This is a genomic window from Gemmatimonadota bacterium (assembly GCA_026706845.1).
Classification (GTDB): domain Bacteria; phylum Latescibacterota; class UBA2968; order UBA2968; family UBA2968; genus VXRD01.
Map to the genome: position 1 here is coordinate 1 of JAPOXY010000135.1, position 18,676 is coordinate 18,676.

An 18,676-nucleotide genomic window follows, 5' to 3' on the forward strand; every position below is an offset into this window, starting at 1 on the left:
CCGACCCAATTTGCCCTCCTGGATGCGCACGGCTCGCCGCAGTTCGGTCATAAATCCGGTCAGTACGTCGGCCCGGTACTGAAACCACGTCCGGTACTGCTCGAAGTCGTCCGAGTCGATTTCGCGCGGATCCATTCCCGTCTCCGCCATAAACGGCTCGACCAGCGCCGGGTGGTATAGCAGCATTGGCATCTGCCGGCAGAAGTCGAGCACCAGCCCATCGACGCCGATTCTCTGGCACTCGAGCAAAATATCGATTCGCTCGCGCCGCACTTCCGCCAGCGCGTAGCACAGCCGGCTGGCATCCTCGTTGCCCGGCCTGGTCACCTCCCTGAAGGCCGGATTGTCCAGCGCGAATTTGGACGTGACCCCTATCCAGTCTGCCCGGCCATAGTGGCGGTTCATCCCCAGGCGGCCCCACAGTTGCGCCCCACGATCGCGGCACAGCGCCAGCGCGTGCCGCAGCGGACACACCTCGTCCATCACCTTGCGAACAAAGCTCCAGGATATGCCTCCGACCTGGTCGCCATTTTCGCACATCCGCGTGATATGGGGCAACTCGGACCAGTAGTCCACCACCGAACGTCCCAGATTCCACACCAGATGGTCGCAGCCCGCTTGCAGGTGCAGATCGACGCACTCGTCCAGTGCTTTAGGCCCCGGGCACGGCTTGTCGTAGTTGGCGTAGTAGCACATCCACTCCGAGATGCCGAACACCGGTTTTTCGTTGCCGCTTGCCTCGCGCAATTCGAGTTGCTCTTGTGCCATCTAAGGTGCCCTCCTGATCGGGTGTATTTATTGAAAGCATTAAGCGGACCATCGCGCGGTGCCGATGGCGTAATACTTGTGTACAAAAGGTGGTTTGGTGCGCGAAGCGTACCACAGGCGCAGGGAGCCGTCGGCCAGGCGCAAGAGCGAATGGCTGGTGGTAAAGTGCGATTCCCAGGACCGCGAAGGGTCGGGGCCGAAGATCGGATTGTGAGGGCTTTTAGTCCAGTTGAGGCCGTCTTTGCTGATGGCAAATCCGATGGAGGTTTTCATGACCTCGGGCGGATAGCTGCTATAGCTGCCGTACCACATCAGATAATAACCGTCTTCTTTGAGAACGGCTGGATAGACCAGACGCTGGAACTCCCATTCCTGGTCCAATTCCAACACCGGCTGAGGATGGACTTGCCACTCAAAGCCGTCGTCGCTGGTGGCGGCGCGTATGGTCCAGGGGTCGGCGGTCACATCGGTGTACCACAGGCGGTAGCGGTCGTCTTCCCAAAACAGGGTGGGGGCGTAGGCGTTTTCCAATAGGGGAGTGGAGGGCGTCTCCCAGCGAAGCCCGTCGTCGCTGGTCATGGCGTGCAGGGTGTGGCGTGTGTCGCCAGAGGGAAAATCGGTCGAGGAAAAAAACATACGCAGCTTGCCCGCCTCGCGCCGCAGGGAGCCGTCCGGGTAGCGTACCAGGGTGGGGGTGAGGATGGAGTGGTCGGTCATCAGGGTGCAAACCGGGGAGGCGGGGTGTCGTGTAAAATGCAGGCCGTCGTCGCTGGTGGCCAGCCCCAGAGCAAAAACCCGCAGATCTACTTCGCCGCGCGAGCCGCTGTACCACATGTAATAGCGCCCGTTTTCCAAAGCGACACAGGGAGCAAAAATGTGGGTGTCGTCAAATTGACCGGCTGCGCCCAGGGACAGACAAGGTGCATCAATGTCTCGCTCCCAGGGTTGTGGATCCAGCCATTGGTTTTTGTCCATGATCTATTTCCTCATTTCACCTCGCCGTATAATCCCCCTCCAAAATACAGGGGAGACCATCGCGGGCCATCAGTGCAATTCGCGCCAACCCATGCTGTAAAAAACTCGGTCCCATCTGCGACTCATACCAATCAATTCCCGATGCACCCCTCGGCAGATCGCCGTCCATATAAATGGCCATAAGCTTATCGGCAAGGGCCATGCCCCCGTCCAGCCACCTGGTTTCTCCCGTCAGATCATATAAATCTGCCAATAGCTCCAACCCCAATCCGGCATCCATCGCCGGTACGGCAATGTCATCCGGGAAATCGGTTTCCAAATAGCTCTTTCCAACCGCGACGGCCCACTCAAAAAGCCCTTGATGGGGCCGAATGCGATGGCCACACAGGGCAAATAGTGCGGCATAACAAGCGGGCCAGTTTCCATATACGCTGCCCCAAATCGGCATCGTTCCTTTCGCTTCGTTGGAACCCCGGTGAAAGGAATTCACATAAATACCCCGTTCCAGATCGTGGGGGGCTTTTAAAAATCCGTCGATATAAACGGCGGCCCGTTCTCTCATGCGAGTGGCCAGATCTGGTAACGCACCTGCAATCAACTCGGCGGATTCAAGCAGGCTCACCCCCAGGGAGAGCGTCTGCCCAGGCGCATTGATTTGATAAAAATCCACATCGTCCTCGGGCGATCTGCTCTCCGTTTGCAGCAGGCCCAGGTCGTCCCGTTTCTCCCACCAGTAGTCCAGCATGGTTTCGATCTGTTGTACAAAATCCGTTCGACCCGTCTTCAAGTAGGCAAATGCCCAATCGAAAATGTAAAATCCCCCGTGCCTCGGGAAATCGCAGGACCGCTCGCCCCGGGCATAGGGGAGTTTCTCATCGATATATGCATGCCGGATGTATTCCAGCGGCTCTCCTTCGGTCCAATGTCCGTTGATCCCCTCGGCAAAGCGCTCGACGCATGGCGGATTGAAGACATATAGTTTTTCCCATAGCCAGAGCGGTGCCTGTCGCAGGTGATCGTGTGTCGTCTTACTGGGGCTTGCTCCTTCCCGCAACTGATAGCTGTCTGCCACCCGATCTTCCAATAGGTGCCAGTACGCGTGTTCTCCCCAGGGGAAAATACCCGTTATTGTATCTGTACAGTGGGTCGCAAACCGCTGCAAATACCGGTCTGCCGCCTGTGCATAATCCGGGCGGTCCAGCGCCTCGGCAAGCGCGTACATCGTCTTTAGCGCCGCCTGATCGTGGATCAGGTTGCTGCCCAGATGTGACCGATCACCGTCCCGCTGTCCCGCAATTCCCGGTGGCATTTCCGTCATCATCTGATGGGTCGATCGATCGATAATCGAGGGGAACAACCCCTCATAGGTCGCTCCCAATGCGACCAGAATATCCAGCGATCGGCATACCTTCTCAAGCATGGTTTCGGGGTTCATCAGCGTCCTCCGGTCTAAAAAAAGAATTATATAGGGTCTTTCAGGGGTCAGGTCAAGCGGTGTAAGGTGCGGTTGGAGCGGCCTTACCTGGCCAGACCCCCCTCGACCTTCTGCTCAAATTCGCGCATCTGATCCGCCCCATCTAACACGCCGATTTCCATGTTGAACTCGCGCACCTCGCCCGGTTCAATGTACTGCAAGGTTCCGTGCTTGCGGTTCCAGGCGCGACCGAGTACCGAGCAGTTGCCCGGTTCAATGCCGGTGACATAGGTGCCTTTGTGGAAGTGCTGCCATTGGTTGACGATGGGGATCTCGCTGCGCTTGAACTGCCAATACAATCCCAGGCCGAGCTTTTCGTTGAGCAGGCCGATGTGGACGCGTCCCCGGCGGTCGGTGTGGGGCCGATGCACGTACACATCGTCGTGGGCGCGCGGTTGCGGCCCTTTGGCCACGGTGTAGTCTTCGGGGCCGACGGGGCGGTCCTCGGTCCACTCGGTACTCTCGCGGCTGTGGAGGACGAGGCGCGTTCCTTCGTCGAGGAGGGGGAAGCCGGGGTTGCAGTGATACACGAACATGAGGGGCGAACGGTCAACGGCGAGGTTTTCGATGCGGTCGCGGATGTGGATGCTCCGCTCGCCGAGCACGGTCGAAATCTCACGCGATAGTTCTAAATTCTCGGCAAAGACCTCGGATTGACGCATTTGGCCGCGGATGCGCACGACGTAATCTGCGCCCTCCCAGCCCGTCTCAATGCCGACGTTCTTCGCGGGTATGTACGAGAGGCGACCGTGCAGTGGCATCTCGATGTTTTCTTCTTCGGGATCAACTTCTGGGTGGCCGACAAAGTCGAGGCCGCAAGAGGTTACCAGTCCGCCGAACCAGCCGCGTCCCCATTTGAAGCCCTCTGGCTCGTAGAAGGCCGGCCCGACGTCTCCGGGGCCGGAGCGGAAGCACAGCGACTGGCCCTTGTAGTGGGCCGAGGCAATGTCGAGGGCGCGGCCGGGCAAGACGGAAAACCCCAGGCCCGAAGCGTTGAATACGTCGATGAGGTCGGCGCCGCGCTCGAATCCTTCGCTTCGCTCGGCGCGGCGGGCGTACATGAGTTGGCTGATGTCGCCGACGCGGTTGAGCAGTTGGCGGCGAGTGAAGTTGCGGCCAAAGAGCCTGGGCATGGGGGACCTCCTGTAGCAAATGCTAATCGGTTGTTAATGATCAAGGATCTGAAATTCGACCTGAACCGGTTTATGGTCGGATGGATAAACACCGTTGACATTGTAGTCCACGACCTCATACGAGCGGACCTCAACGTCCCCTCTGAACAAAATCCAGTCGATTCCGTTGCCGCCTTCTATACTGTCTTTCAGTACGCCAGGCTCTCCCGAGCCTTTATCCCCGACAAATGTTCTATAGACATCGCTCCCCGGTCTTGCGTTGAAATCTGCCAACAGAAATACAGGGCGCGGCCTGGTCCACTCACCAAACCGGTCGAGCGCACGGATCCGCTCGACGATTAGTCTTGCACTGTTCAGTCTTGCCAGAGCCATTCCCTCGCCTGGGGCCAGATGCGTGTTGAAGACATACAACTCCTGAGTATTTTCCCAGTGCCCCCTGTAGTCCATTGGGTAGGGACTCGTTTCTCTATCTGCCGGTCTGTTGATGATCGCGAGGCGGGCCCATGTGACCATACGAGGATTGTTAGCAGGGCCGCTACCGATGACTTCCGGCGTTTCCGATAGCTGAAAACTGCCCATTTCCCTGAGTCGGAATCTATCGCGCTTGAAGAAGATGGCCATATGCTCGTCATCATCCCCTCCTTTTCGGCCTTCTCCGATGACCACGTATTCAGGCAAATGATCCATCAGATAGTCGATCTGCTCTTTCAAGCCTTCCTGGGTACCAATGATGTCGGGATTGTGTTTGCGAATCAGTGCCACTTGCATATCGCGCCGCACTTCCCAGGGCGGCTCAAACGTGGGACTGGCATATTTCAGGTTGTAAGTCATAAATTTGATTGTCTTCTCGTCGGCCATCGGATTTCCTCATTTAGTTTTCGATTAGCACGGTGTCCATCGCCGGGACATTGATTGATCGGCCCGCCAGTTCTATGGACTCGGACACGGTTGTGAAGTTCGCAACGGCGATCACGTCGCCGGTGCGGGACCGAAAGCGATAGGCTCTGATCCCGTTCTGGTCTATTTGCAGTCTCTCCATGCCATGGCCTATGCGGCGCGCTCCAGCACGTCCCTGGCGTATGACACATGCGTAGTCTCGGGCGGTTCCACCGCTCACTTCAGGACGCAGGAATACGCGATCCTGGAGCAAGTTTTTCCACCGCTCGGGCGTATTTCTCTCCGAGGCATCTTCATACAGAAGCTGCTCGCCACACGTCTCGATCCCCAAACATCCCGCGATCTTGATCCAGGTCGAGCCGGTTTCAATCACTCGTGTACGTCCGCCGACGCCTCGTATGGTGCGACGACCGCCTTCGAAGGAGATCGGGACCCGGTTGCCGTTCAGGAAATCGTTCATGATATAGACGCCAAATCCCTCGTTCAGCGAGAGCTCGACATCCGCGACGGTCCAGTCTATCACGAGCGAAGTTTCCCCGTCTTCGAGCGCGACGACGGCGATTGATTGTCGAATGCGGCCATCCGCGTACTCGATTGCGCCCGTGGTTGTGAAGCCTTTCTCCGATGTGTGATCGCTGTGATAGAGCGGTGTGGGAATCAGACGCTCGCCGTTGATTTCGAAACGTCCTATGAAGGCGTCCTGATCCGATCCCAGCGTGTCCTCTCCGCCGGCTGGTACGACCATCCCCATCACGCTGTGTGATAGGGATCGCCAGGCGAATGAGAACAGGCCCTGCTTGCTGCGGCGAACCTGTAGCCAGACATAGGGATAGGTCTCAGTTCCGACCTGATCGCGTCTGAATTCCTCGACGGGTATCGGCGAGACATCGGGTACGCCGGCAATCACGAGAGTGCCCAGCTGCCCCATGACGCCCGTTTCGAACTGGAAGTAGCGACCACCAGCCGCGTGTGGCATTCGGGCGTTGAATCGGCCGTCTTCTGCGTCCCGCATCGATCCGTCCAGATACACGAGGTTCTGCCACAGCATATGACCTGCAAATCGGTCGCCGAATTCCTCGAACATGACGGCGTGCTGGTAGTTGATGTCGGGTTCGTGGTAGGTCCAGTCCTGGCCGGATGGATAGGCCGTAAATCCGTTGTAGAGAAAGAAACGCCTCAGCACCTTCCAGGCGTCGTGGACGCGGTGCAGGTAGTGGGGGGGAGGTGTCTTGCCCGTCAGTGTGAAGGCGAGGCGCCCCATCATCAGGAGGACGCCACAGGCGAGGTACCCCGGATGGAAGGAGCCGTGGTTCTCCACGGTGAGGTCGGGGTGGGCTGTTTGCGTGCAGACCCAGTCTTTCAGCGGACGACCGTCGAAGAGTCGCGTATCGACCCGATCGAGGTCGGTGGTGAAGGTGTTGATGGCGAATAGCTTGCCCCGGTAGAGCCATTCGTCCGCGTGGGGGTGGTCGGGAAGGAGGCAATGCGCCCAGGCGAGAAGATAGCTGTCCCAAGCGTTTTCCTCCTCCTTCGTGTCGTGCCAGCGTCCGTCCGGGGGATCGACACCGAGAAATCGGTCCGCTTCAAAGGCGAGCACGCGGTGGACGGCTTCGAGCACGTCCGGTTCCAGTTCGTCCGCAACGTGGTTGGCTGCCATTGCGATGTCCGCGATCCAGAGGGACGATTCCCAGTCGTCGCCCCACTGGCCATTCCATTCGAGCGGCTCCGTTTTTCGCGATCCGCTCAGGTGATGCGCACAGATCCAGCGGAGGCATCGGTTTAATCGATCGAGCAGGACGGGTTTCTCGATTCCGGCGAGCGACGGATCGAAGAACGCGCTTTGATGGAGGGCCGCGTAGCCTCGAAGCTCATCGCCCAGGGATCGGATGATCATTTCGTTGATCGGTCCGCCCGGGGGCTGAAATTCGTTCACATCGAGGGAGCCAAAGTAGCCGTGTTTCTCATCCTCATCGACCCAGTACTGCTCGATGTAGGGCACGTGCCGACACATCAGGTGAACGAGGTCGGCCTCGGACGGAAAAGTCGGCGCGCTCGTGTCGAGTGGGGGGTAGTCGATCATGCAGACGCTCCTGGCTCTACGGTTTCGTGTGGTTCGTCGCAGCGAAAAACGACGAGTTTGCCGCCGTCGATGCGGTTTTTCACATCCCGCACGAATTCACGGGCGAGATTGGTGTCGTAGAGTACCAGAGCGCCCGGTGACTGTGTGTGGGTTTGGAGGCGTTCCGATTTTTCACGCCAGGTCGATTGAAGCGTGTCAGATGCATCTCCTTCTGCGATAAGTATGACGTATGCCATGTGGCCTCTCCCTGTTGTAGAGAATCCCCACTGGACAACCTATCCAGTGGGGATCTGTATTTGGGACCAGTCGCAACCTAACAAGATAATTCCGTTTAGCAATCAGACAAATGAATTTTCTAATCGGAAAGGTCTTCTGTTTTTTAAAACCCGTCCGCCGAACGGCTCAAACTGTACCGGGCATTTGTGACCAGAGAGACAACATCCTCCAGAATCATATACAGACAGGGCACTAACAAAAGAATTATAGACGTCGCGAAAACAATACCAAATCCGAGAGAGATTGCCATAGGAATGAGATAATAAGCCTGGCGGGATGTCTCCAAAATAATCGGTGTCAAACCACCGAACGTTGTCAACGTCGTCAAAATAATAGGCTTGAAGCGCCGAAGCCCAGCAGTGTGAATCGCCTCAAAAGCCGAACTATGGGCACGCCTTTTATTTGCATAATCGATCATAATCAGTGAGTCATTTACCACAACACCCGACAGGGCGATCACCCCCATCAGACTGATAAGCGACAAATCATAACCGAGCAAAATATGACCGATCACAGCGCCCACAATTCCAAATGGAATCGCCACCATCACAATCAGGGGTTGGACATAGCTGCCAAATGCAATGGCGAGTAACATATACACAATGGCCATCGCCATGGCAAACCCGCCCCATAGCGCCTGCGTTGACTCGCGCATCTCAGCCTGCGTCCCCTGAAACGTCCAGGTTAATCCCGGATACTCCGCGCGGATTTGTGGCAACACATCGGTTTTAATCGCTTCCATAACGCGCGTCATCGCTCGCTTGGGTTCCACATCCATACTCACCGTCACCACGCGCCGACCATCTCGCCGATTAATACTTGTAAACGCTTCGCCACGCTCAATGGCTACCACATCCATCAACGGCACTTCTGTGCCATCGGGTGTACGCACAACAAATTCTTCGAGGTGGCGAATATCCTTTCGCTCTGCCATCGGTAATTTCACGCGCATTTCAATTTCATTTGTACCGCGCAACTGACGCATCGCCAGTGCGCCGTAAAACGCATCGCGCAACTGACGCCCTACCTCAACTGGCGTCAATCCCAAATTTCGGCCTTCCGGACGCAACACAAAATCAAACTGCGCTTTACCTTTATTGTAATTGTCACTCACATCGTGCGTCTCTTCAAACCCTTCGGCGCGCTCTAAAAATGCCCGGCTGGCTTTGGCCAACACGTCAATATCCGAATGGCTCAAATCGACGCTGATATCCTGTTGCCAACCGCCCGGTCCACTCTCGGCCTCAAACGTAAACTGACTGACACCATCAATATCCCCGATGTTATCGCGCCATAGAGAGATGATCTCTCCTGTCGTCATATCGTGTTCATCGGGCGGTTTCATCACAATTTCTACATCGATAAAACTCCCCCCGCGCACATTGGTTTTAATCCCTTCGGCCACGCGATAAAGGTTGTGCGCTTCAAACATGCGATGGGTCGATTCGGTCACATCATGTGCAACCCGCGCAGCCTGGTCCCGCGTGGTCCCCACAGGCAATCGGATACCCGCCTCAATCTCATCGGCAGAAACTTCGGGCATCATAATCATACCCATATGACCGCTGTATCCATAACCGCCCACCACCATCAGCAAAGCCATAGCAGATGCAATCGTAACGTACCGATGCCGAATGCATACATCCAGAAATCTGCGATAGTGTTGGTCGATAAACCGATTGAAATGGTTGGCAATAGATTGTTGCCAGCGATGCGTGCCATTTACCGGCGAAACAGCGCGTTTTGAAAGGTGCCCGAGGTGCGCGGGCAAAATAAATAGCGCCTCCAAAAGAGACACGGCCAGCACAGTGATCACAACCGCAGGCAATGGCCACCAGAATTTTCCCGTGGTGCCGGGCATAAACAAAAGCGGCAGAAAGGCCACAATCGTAGTCAAAATGCTGAACGTAACCGGCCTGGCAATATCATGTGTACCCGCAATGGCCGCCTGCATCGGGCTCATACCTCGTTCCCGATATTCATGTATATTTTCACCCACAACAATCGCATCATCGACTACAATGCCGAGCACCACCAAAAATGCAAACATAGAAACCATATTGATGCTCACATCAATAGCAGGCAAAAACACCAGACCGCCAATGAAAGAAATGGCCATCCCCATCATCACCCAAAATGCAAGCCGAAACTCGAGGAACATCGCCAGAATAAGCAAAACAATCACAATAGCCAGCCCCCCGTTTTCTATCAGCAAAAACAACCGATCTTTGTAATCCTCTGCACTGTTGCTGTCGATCCGATACTTCACACCAGGCGGCAGGGTGGTCTCAAAATCTGCCATGATATTTTTAACAGCCTCGGCAATCTCAAGTGGCGATTGATTCCCAATCCGATAGATATCCACACCAACTGTAAGCTGCCGATTAAACCGTTCGTGAAATCCGCCTTCTTCAAAGCCATCCGTGATCTTTGCCAGGTCCGCCAGTGTAACCCCACCACCTCCTTCTGAAGGGATAATCACAATACGACCATATTCATCGGCCCACTGCTTGCGCTCTTTCATGCGCAACAAAATTTCACCCGTACCCGTCTCCACAGAACCCGCGGGAATGTCTTCACTCGACGAAACAATCACGCGTGCCACATCGCGCAGTGTAAGACCGTATTCACGCAACCTGTGCTGAGGAATTTCAATATGCGTCCTGTATTCTGGCACATTGCCAAGCTCGACCTGTGTAATGGTCGGATCGCTCAGCAATCGATCCCTTAGCTGTTCGGCCAGACTTCTCAGCGTACCGATATCCACATCGCCATACAGCCCAATATCCATTACATTGCGCTGTTGTGCCCTCAGGCTGACTTCGGGTTGTTCTATATCATCGGGAAATGTCCGAATCCGATTGACTGCCTGATCAATATCCTGAAAGGCTTTCCCTCGGTTGGTACCTGCCACCAGTTCGATGGTCACACTCCCACGCCCCTCGCGAGCCTGCGACGTCATTTCCTTGATCCCCTGCACACCGCGCACAGCTTCTTCTATCGGCTGTAGAATCCCCTGCTCCACCTCCGCAGGTGCCGCACCCGGATAGCCCACACTGACCGAGACGATATCCAGTTCATACTGTGGATAGACCTCCTTCTGGATATGAAAAGCTGTCCAGATCCCGCCCACAATGAGGATGATCATAAACAGATTGGCCGCAATAGCATTGCGCGCCATCCAGGCAATCGGACCTCGTGCTTCTTCAAATGTATCCTGTGTCTCATTCATCACCGGGTATCTCCCAGGGTTTTAGGATCTTCCTCCCCAATGCTTTTCACACGCAATTCTGCACCATCAGCGACTCGAGACAAATTGGTCGTAACCACCCGATCCTTATCTTGCAACCCATCCGATATATAAGCATAGTCGGCATCTTGAAAAACGATCTCAACAGATCGAATCCGCAACAGACCGTCTTTCATCACCCAGACCGTATTGCCAGCCCGGATATAATCGCGTGCCAGACGCACCACATTGGGAATTTCGTTGGCCTCAATATGCGTCTCGACAAATGCGCCAATCATCAACGGAGATAGATGATCAGATCCATCTCGATGAGCAAGCGGGTCAGAAACGGAAATCAGTACCTGCGCCATACGCGTCTTTTCTGCCAAAGCACCAATGAGTCTGTGAAGAGAGCCTGTGCGATAAGCACCTTTCTTTTCGGTCACACGATTGCGAATCTGCACCAACGATCCCTTTTCTGCCTCGCTGTTGGGAAAAGAAAGCCACGGAATTTTGGAAAGCGGAATGGTCGTCACCACCCAGTATGTATCCAGACCAACCAGACGCCCGAGATTATCGCGTGGAGAAACCAGAGAACCCAGATTGGCATTGCGACTTAAAATGTGCGCGTCAAAAGGCGCTTTAATGGTTGTTCTCTGCAATTCCAGTTCAGCCTGATTCACGGCCGCCTGCGCCGCTTCTACCCGTGCCCGAGCTGCATTGAGCTGAGGTTGGCGCAGCACAAGCGCTTCAAGCTCATCCGACAGCGTTTCATCTAAAATCTGATAATCTTTCTGCGCCACATTCTGACGTCCCATCTCAATATTCAAATCAGCAGTGGCACGACGCAGATCGCTCTTTTTTTGCAAAAGTGCATTCTGATAATCTGCCGGATCAATCTGTAACAGTACCTGACCCTTTTTGACAAACCCACCCGGCGTAAAAGTTGATGACAGCGAAAGTACCCGTCCACCGACTTGTGGACTCAAGATGATATCCTGTTCTGCTTCAACCGTCCCCGTCGCCACAATCACAGGGCGATACGTACCGCGTTGCACCTCAACCACATCGACGAGCATCGCGGTTTTCTTCGTCGCCGCAACGCGAGTCGCTGTAGGCTCCGTCATAAAAATCAGCGCAGTAACACCTGCACCCACAATCAAAATACAAAAACAAATAATCAGCGCTTTTTTGCTATCCACGTTATGCCTGTCCGTTTATAATGATTTATTACGAGCAATTTCAAAACCACCTGCGAGCGCCCGATAAAGCGCAATGCGGAATTCCAGCAAATCGAGTTTCGCAGAGATCAACGCTCGTCGGAGCCTCTGTTCGTTTGTCAGCGCAGTAAGCACGTCGAGATAATCGCTGATGCCATTTAAATACTCCAGCCTTAACTGATCATACGTCTGCCTCGCCAGAGCGACCTGCGCTTCGAGACTCGCGATGCGTTCAACCTGTTTTTGTTCTTGAACCAATGCATTTTCCACTTCGGCAAATGCCGTCAAAACCGTCTGCCCATAAGCCGAAAGTTGCGCGCTTTTGTTGGCTTGATTGCGCTTGATTTCTGCCCCCCGTTCACCACCATCGATAACAGGCAGCAAAAGATTGCCTATCAGATTGCCCACCCAATCTTTAAACAGACCACCGCGGTCATCACCCGATGCCAATGCTGTCAGGCTCAAACGCGGATACCGATTGCTGATAGCAACCGCCACATCGCGATCCGCCGCCAGCAGCAGGTTATAAGCCCTTTTGACATCTGGACGTCGCTGAATCAACTCAACAGGCAAACCCGTATACGGCAGAGGTGGCAGATCTGGCAAAGCGCGATGCGTATAGGCAATTCCATCCTGAGGGGCATAGCCCGACAGAACAGCGAGTTGGTGTTCTAACACCTCGATTCTGGATTCTGTAGCGATTTTTTGTTCGCGTGTGGATTCGATCAATTGCCTTTGTCGCAAGATATCCACACTGCGAATCTGCCCACTGCCAAAACGCGCTCGAATCAGACTCAGCACTTGCTGATTGGTCTCAATCTGATGCTCAAAAAGTTCGTGCTGATTTTGTGCTTCCATCAATTGAAAATAAGTACGCACGACCTCTGCAGAAAGCGACAATGCCGCAGTCTGATAATCCGCCTCAGTCGCCCGCATTCGATAACGCGCGGCATCCACACCCGAACGAATCTGCCCCCACAGATCTATTTCGTATTCAGACGTGATGCCCAAACGGATCTGTGCATTATTTTCAGAATCGGGACGTTGAACCTCACCGCGCCCGGATACTTCCAGTGTTGGAAACCGGCCAGCCCCTTCGCGATCCACAACAGCCTGTGCACTTCGCAACCGATGCCACGCCGTCTCCAAACTGAAATTGGACTGCAATGCGCGATTGACCAGGCTGTCCATACGCGCATCTCCAAAAGCAGTCCACCACCGTTCAGAAAGCGCCTGTGAGGCATGACTGGAAAAAGCTTTGGGAGGTTCAAAAGGAAGGGTGAGATTTGCAGACCTGGGCGAACACCCAAAAACAAACACGGGCCAGATCAAAAGAAACAGGCGAACATATAGCATGTGTAAGATAATTTTCAAATGACCAAGAACATCCGTTTAAATACAAAATGACAGTCTGTAATGTAAACTGCCACAATATAATAACCAAATAGAATTACGGGATCAAGTAATCGCTTACTTATCTATGTATTGCTGACAGAGAAGCGTCAGGTGAGGTAGTGCGAGGGTGTCCTGAATTCGTGAGATTTCTCGTATTCGCTCGAGGGCTCCGCATCCCGAACTGCTTCGGGTACGTCACCGTCCCACCAACTTGGGGGATTGGGAAAGGAAAAGACGTCGTGCCAGGCAAGGAGTAGAGTTCGGCGTTTAGCCGTTTGGTTGGGCCACGCGCCGTGGAGGATGCGCGCGTCTGCGATGACCAGATCTCCTGCGTTTAAGGGGATGTCTATCGCATCGGGGTAGTCTGCGAACGCGGGATGCGATAGGTCGTCGATCGCCTGAATCTCCGATCCGTGAGCTTTGGGCAGGATGTCGTGCAGTTTGTGGCGTTTCCGATGGCTGCCGGGGATCATGCGCAGGCATCCATTCTCGCGCGTGGTGTCCGTCAGGTAGTAAGATAAGAAGATGCGTATCGGCCAGGGCGTCGCGGCTTCGGGGCTCTGCCACTTCATGAAGTCCTGATGCCAGTAGAGGGGCGGGCCATATCCGGGCTTGGACAGGATGATCACGGTGTCGTCTGCCACGAGATTCTCGAGCCCAATTTGTCGGCAGGCTTCGAGTTGTGCAGGCTGATCGATGATCTCCGCGGCGATCGGATCGGGAAACCGATTCTCGGCTGTCGGCGTTCCCTCACGCCATCGGCGTTCCGTGTTGACGAAGATATCGCTGCCCTGGTACCGGATCTTGTGGGGAACTGTCACGCGTTCGAAGATGCGGTCGGACCATGTCCTGAGCCTGTGCAGCAGATCCGTATCCATCACACCAGGTACGATGGTGTAGCCCGACTCGACCAACTCTCGCCGCTTTGTCAGCGCCTGCTCATTCGTCATGTCTCAATCCTTTCGGTTATCAGGGATATTATACCTAATTATGCGAGCTTTTGTTCAAAAAATATGTCGGTTGCACGATGGATCAAAAACATGGCAGCAGGCTCGTCAAAAGTCAGTTGGTAGTCAACGCCATCGAGCGTATCTTCAATGAGCCGTCTTCAGCCATTGAGGAGGTCAACTATGAAAGCGGATACAGAACTCCGCAAACAGCACCAGCGTGATGCGATCCTTCGAGATCGTATGCGGAAGGCATTTGACATGGCGTACGACACGGATGCTGCGCTCATCGTCCGCTGGAATCCGTTCTTTCCCCGTTTCAACGGCCATACCATCGCCCAGCAATCCCTGGACTACGCCATCCTCCTGCTTCTGTCCGACGACCGCACCTACGGGACGGACGATGCCGGTGAGGCCAACCGTATCATTCGCCGAATCCTGGACCACCAGGACCTACGACCGAAGTCCGAGACCTTCGGCAATTTCTTCTGGATGACCCATTGGGACCGGGTTAAAGACAAGAACGCCGTTTCCTTCCTCACGATCGGCCTGGTCTTCACGTACGTCAACTTCCAGGACAAGCTGGAGGATGACACAAAGGCTGCGCTCGAGCGCGCCTTTCCAAACGCGTTGCTCGGCATCCGTGACCACAAAGTCCGATGGCAGTACACCAACATCTACTTTCTCAACCTCGGCGGCCTGGTCAGTCTTGCCCGTGTGCTGGACGATCCATCGATCCACGCCGAAGCGGTGGCCGACTTCAACACCTGGGTCGAAGGCACTTCGGAGGACGGCTTCCACGAATTCAACAGCCCGACGTACACACCCGTCACGCTCTCAGGTATGGAAGCGGCGTGGGCTTACACGTCAGATGACGAGTTCAAAGACAGACTGCGGCGCACTATGGATTTGATAACCTATCAGATGGCGCTCAACCTGATGCCCGGTGGATTTCTGGCGGGTGCTGCCGCAAGGGCTTACCAGGGAGATGTGCTGAACGGTTCAATCGGGGCTGCTTCGTATGCCCACGTTAAATTCGGCACCCCTGCTCCGGCCGAGCTTGCGGTCCTGATGCCGAGCCTGTTCGACTACGTACCGCCGGAACCTGTTCGGTCCCTGGCGAACGAGATGGCGGACGGAGCCGAGATACTCGATCGGGGAATCTCGCTGGGTAGCCGACGAACCCACGTCATTACGCAGGCTTACGGGCTGGCATCTCAGAGTTTACAATCTGTGGGCGGCCACTCGCCTCCGTCGTATATCCTGCTGGTCCGGAACAGCAAGGCCCCGCGACCCAGTGTCCCGTTCCTTCCGGACGAATCCTTTATGCATCAGCCGTGCGCCACATTCCTGTCGCGTCAGAACGGCAGTCAGGTGATCGGCAGACTGTACTACGATCTGCAGGAGGAGCAACGAAGCAAATTTCTGGACGATCCTACGTTCATTTGTGAACCTCGCGTCCTGTTCGGACTAAGGGACCAGATCGAGTCCGTTCGCATCGGCAATGTAGATTGGGGCGGAAAACCCGTGAGCCTTTTGCCAGGGCAATCCGTGGCTGTTTCCTATGGAGACATCTACCTGGGTGTTGTCGTCTTGGTGCTAGACTGCGACGGTCAAGCGATTCGTAGCCGCGCGACGCTGGTCTATGGCGAAGATGGTGAACTGCGCCTGCGAATCAGGCTCCACGGGGGAGAGGACGTGCAGCAGGAAGATAACCCGCTCGTCGCTCTGCTCTACGTCGAAGTTCAGATTCCCGAGGAGAGACATTCGCTCGAGACATTTGCCGACCAATTGTCGGGCTGGCAGCTTTCCGATCAGAGCGACGGAGAGACGGTCTCCTTCTTGGCCGAGCACGAAGATGGCGCAACCATCGCCTATCCCTACACAGAGGCGGATCCGGATCCGATGGGCGATGCGCTGCACCTATCGCCCGGGCTTGTGCTTCAGCCGGGAGATTTTGTCAAGCTGGTGAACGGGGAGAAGCCTTTGTTCTTCGACTCTGCACAGCAAAACCGGCTTCTTCGAGAAGGTGTATGATTCGGTTGGTAGCTTTCATGTAGTTCTCCCGGCCGGAGACGTGGAATTTCTGAGAATGAAGCAAGTGTGGCTCTACGGTGGCGATTGCAATCCAGTCGGTTCCTGCGTCGCCTTTTTTATATCCCATCGTGCGCAGTTGGGTTGTGCCAACGTAGTCGGCACGTTGAACGGCGCGGGTGATGTGCGATATGTCCTGTGCGCGATTGGCTTCGTCGGGTACTGTGCGGCCCACCTGACCGAGATAAGTGGTGACGGTAAAACCCCGTTCTTTGACACGGTCTGCGACACGGATGAACGTGTCGTCATTTATCTGATCGACCATTTCACCATAGGCCGCACGCAGTTCAATAAATTTGATGCCAAGTTCATCGAGCACATCCAAACCTTCATCCAGATCCCACGATGGACTGGGTTCGTCGTTAACACCGGCAATGCAGACTGTTGGCGTTGTGTTCATAAAAACCTTCTTTGAGTGACTACTCCCACGGCTAAAGCCTGTGGGCTTCTTGGCGGTCAATCCGCCTGACGTTGTAGCCCCAACGTCAATATGTTTATCGCAGCAACGATAAGTCTCTTTTTCGTAAAATTTTTTTAGTGAATGCCAAACCAGAACAGATCACGTGGAGAAACAGGATAATCCTGGCGGATAATCTGTTCCATCAGGCGATCTTTCATCTCCCGGCGTAAAGCGGCATGCTCCGGATCGTTGACAAGATTCTTCTGCTCGTCCGGATCCGCCTCGAGGTCGAATAGCTGCTCGCCGTGTCTATCGGGATAAAACGTGTATCGGTATCTGGATGTGCGTACGGTGCGCGCCCAGGCTCCCAGAGTCCCTGGACCGAAGCATGGAAAAGATTCAACATACGCCTCATCCCGCCAATCGTCCGGCACCTCTCCACGGCAAAGCTCGACCAATGACCTTCCTGAAACTGCTGGCGCACTGTCGTCCAGGCGGCCACCAAAATGGCGAAAACGCAGGTGAGGCAGGGGCACGCCGGTCATGTTGAGAATAGTGGGACAGATGTCTTCCAGTTGCACGATTTCCTGGCATATGGCGTTCTTCTTCAGGCCGGGACCCACAATGATTAGTGGCACCCGAATACCGCCATCGTAGTGGCGCTCCTGTTTTTGCCAGAAGCCGTGATCACCGAGAAATTCACCGTGATCAGACACAAAAATGATGTACGTGTTGTCAAGACGCCCAGCGTCTTGCAAAGCCTTCCTGACCCGACCCAGTTGTTCGTCCAGGTGGGTAATGTCGGCGAAGTAGCAATGACGCTCATGGCTGAGATCCGGTATCAGGGGGGGCTGTCCATCCGAACCGGATGTAACAGCTATATCTTTCATCCAAGATGGTCGGTCGTCGCTCTCTCCGTGCAACACCCGCGCCATTTTCCGAAAATATTCGGGTGCGTCAGTATCGTTAAGCCAATCCGCGGGGACTGGAGCAGGGATTTTCTCCGGGTTGACGCGGTCCATGAATTCGCCTGGGGGACAAAACGGGCCGTGGGGTGCCACGTAGCTGATATGGGCAAAGAAAGACTGCTCCGAATGGGTGTCGCGGATGAAATTCAGCGCCCTTGCGGTTATCCACGATGACTGCGATACCTCCTCGGGAAACGGCAGCGTATAGGCCTTGGGAGAGTTCCTGGGCCACGTCTCGGTGGGGTGTGGATAACGCTCTTTAGCGGCGCGTATGGCCGGTCTCAGATCGACGCCGTCGGGACCGTATTCGGCGTAACCCGGAACAGCGGGCCAGGCCGTTGAAAGGGCCGCTTCATAATGTTCAGGATGCGCCTCTTTGACCCAGTCGAGCCACTCGCCAGCGCGGTCATCCTCAGTGCCGTGTACGACATCGAAACCATAGGGGTGGTAGTTGTGTACGAGGCTTTCGTGATGCGGCCTGAGGTGCAGCTTTCCGAAAGCGCCAGTCCGCCACCCTTCCTTTTGCAGCGCTTGCATAAAGGTCGGAATGGCGGGATTGAGCGCGTACCCGTTCATGATCAAACCATGCGCTCTCGAACAAAGCCCGGTGGCAATCGTTGCACGGGTAGGTGAGCATACCGGATTGCTGGAGAATGTCCGGGTAAAGGACGTGCCGTTTTCACGCAGCCAGTCCAGGTTCGGCAAGGCACAGATTCCTTTGTCCCGAGCCACTTCGAGCCACCTGGCCGACAACTGGTCAACCATAAAAAGGATAACGTTGGGTTTGTTTTGTGACTGCATAATGACCGTCCTGATGCGC

At 55.1% G+C, this 18,676-nt stretch carries 14 protein-coding genes; 1 reads left to right on the plus strand and 13 read right to left on the minus strand.

The genetic code is table 11. The features are described 5' to 3' along the window. From OXG87_12935 to OXG87_12985, 11 genes are all read right to left on the minus strand, one after another. On the minus strand, positions 1–768 hold a 768-nt coding region (locus tag OXG87_12935), incomplete at its 3' end, for a hypothetical protein (protein MCY3870457.1). Between the two features lie 39 nt (positions 769–807). Continuing rightward, positions 808–1,743 (minus strand): hypothetical protein, encoded by a 936-nt coding sequence (locus OXG87_12940; protein MCY3870458.1) that lies wholly within the window; start codon positions 1,741–1,743, stop codon positions 808–810. A gap of 16 nt (positions 1,744–1,759) precedes the next feature. After that, on the minus strand, positions 1,760–3,178 hold the full coding sequence (locus OXG87_12945; GenBank protein MCY3870459.1) for a hypothetical protein: 1,419 nt from the start codon (positions 3,176–3,178) through the stop codon (positions 1,760–1,762). An 83-nt stretch (positions 3,179–3,261) separates the two neighbouring features. Then, positions 3,262–4,350, minus strand: a complete 1,089-nt coding sequence (locus tag OXG87_12950) for an aldose 1-epimerase family protein (protein MCY3870460.1) — start codon at positions 4,348–4,350, stop codon at positions 3,262–3,264. Positions 4,351–4,383: 33 nt separating this feature from the next. Further along, positions 4,384–5,181: an endonuclease/exonuclease/phosphatase family protein gene (locus OXG87_12955; GenBank protein MCY3870461.1), complete on the minus strand. Its 798-nt coding sequence runs from the start codon at positions 5,179–5,181 to the stop codon at positions 4,384–4,386. A gap of 40 nt (positions 5,182–5,221) precedes the next feature. Further along, a complete protein-coding gene (locus tag OXG87_12960; protein MCY3870462.1) occupies positions 5,222–7,327 on the minus strand; it encodes a hypothetical protein in 2,106 nt (701 codons plus the stop codon). Further along, on the minus strand, positions 7,324–7,563 hold the full coding sequence (locus OXG87_12965) for a hypothetical protein (protein ID MCY3870463.1): 240 nt from the start codon (positions 7,561–7,563) through the stop codon (positions 7,324–7,326). The genes OXG87_12960 and OXG87_12965 overlap by 4 nt, the downstream gene beginning before the upstream one ends. A gap of 143 nt (positions 7,564–7,706) precedes the next feature. Then, positions 7,707–10,835, minus strand: a complete 3,129-nt coding sequence (locus tag OXG87_12970; GenBank protein MCY3870464.1) for an efflux RND transporter permease subunit — start codon at positions 10,833–10,835, stop codon at positions 7,707–7,709. Then, on the minus strand, positions 10,835–12,034 hold the full coding sequence (locus tag OXG87_12975) for an efflux RND transporter periplasmic adaptor subunit (GenBank protein MCY3870465.1): 1,200 nt from the start codon (positions 12,032–12,034) through the stop codon (positions 10,835–10,837). The genes OXG87_12970 and OXG87_12975 overlap by 1 nt, the downstream gene beginning before the upstream one ends. A 15-nt stretch (positions 12,035–12,049) precedes the next feature. Then, the gene (locus OXG87_12980) at positions 12,050–13,426 is read right to left on the minus strand and encodes a TolC family protein (GenBank protein MCY3870466.1); all 1,377 of its coding nucleotides are present in this window, start codon (positions 13,424–13,426) and stop codon (positions 12,050–12,052) included. Positions 13,427–13,554: 128 nt separating this feature from the next. Continuing rightward, positions 13,555–14,397 (minus strand): phytanoyl-CoA dioxygenase family protein, encoded by an 843-nt coding sequence (locus OXG87_12985; GenBank protein MCY3870467.1) that lies wholly within the window; start codon positions 14,395–14,397, stop codon positions 13,555–13,557. Between the two features lie 180 nt (positions 14,398–14,577). Between OXG87_12985 and OXG87_12990 the strand changes: the two genes are divergently transcribed. Then, a complete protein-coding gene (locus tag OXG87_12990) occupies positions 14,578–16,431 on the plus strand; it encodes a hypothetical protein (GenBank protein ID MCY3870468.1) in 1,854 nt (617 codons plus the stop codon). Here the strand turns inward: OXG87_12990 and OXG87_12995 are convergent. Beyond that, positions 16,355–16,888: a hypothetical protein gene (locus OXG87_12995; protein ID MCY3870469.1), complete on the minus strand. Its 534-nt coding sequence runs from the start codon at positions 16,886–16,888 to the stop codon at positions 16,355–16,357. The genes OXG87_12990 and OXG87_12995 overlap by 77 nt on opposite strands. A gap of 134 nt (positions 16,889–17,022) precedes the next feature. Continuing rightward, positions 17,023–18,657 carry a sulfatase-like hydrolase/transferase gene (locus OXG87_13000; GenBank protein ID MCY3870470.1) on the minus strand — a complete coding sequence of 545 codons (1,635 nt, stop codon included), beginning with the start codon at positions 18,655–18,657 and terminating at the stop codon, positions 17,023–17,025. Positions 18,658–18,676 lie beyond the last annotated feature (19 nt).

What these genes read in the sequence shown, in the direction of transcription:
- OXG87_12940 (MCY3870458.1), bottom strand. Translation starts at nt 1,743, where the DNA reads ATGGACAAAAACCAATGGCTGGATCCACAACCCTGGGAGCGAGACATT.
- OXG87_12945 (MCY3870459.1), bottom strand. Translation starts at nt 3,178, where the DNA reads ATGAACCCCGAAACCATGCTTGAGAAGGTATGCCGATCGCTGGATATT.
- OXG87_12950 (MCY3870460.1), bottom strand. Translation starts at nt 4,350, where the DNA reads ATGCCCAGGCTCTTTGGCCGCAACTTCACTCGCCGCCAACTGCTCAAC.
- OXG87_12955 (MCY3870461.1), bottom strand. Translation starts at nt 5,181, where the DNA reads ATGACTTACAACCTGAAATATGCCAGTCCCACGTTTGAGCCGCCCTGG.
- OXG87_12960 (MCY3870462.1), bottom strand. Translation starts at nt 7,327, where the DNA reads ATGATCGACTACCCCCCACTCGACACGAGCGCGCCGACTTTTCCGTCC.
- OXG87_12965 (MCY3870463.1), bottom strand. Translation starts at nt 7,563, where the DNA reads ATGGCATACGTCATACTTATCGCAGAAGGAGATGCATCTGACACGCTT.
- OXG87_12970 (MCY3870464.1), bottom strand. Translation starts at nt 10,835, where the DNA reads ATGAATGAGACACAGGATACATTTGAAGAAGCACGAGGTCCGATTGCC.
- OXG87_12985 (MCY3870467.1), bottom strand. Translation starts at nt 14,397, where the DNA reads ATGACGAATGAGCAGGCGCTGACAAAGCGGCGAGAGTTGGTCGAGTCG.
- OXG87_12990 (MCY3870468.1), top strand. Translation starts at nt 14,578, where the DNA reads ATGAAAGCGGATACAGAACTCCGCAAACAGCACCAGCGTGATGCGATC.
- OXG87_12995 (MCY3870469.1), bottom strand. Translation starts at nt 16,888, where the DNA reads ATGAACACAACGCCAACAGTCTGCATTGCCGGTGTTAACGACGAACCC.
- OXG87_13000 (MCY3870470.1), bottom strand. Translation starts at nt 18,657, where the DNA reads ATGCAGTCACAAAACAAACCCAACGTTATCCTTTTTATGGTTGACCAG.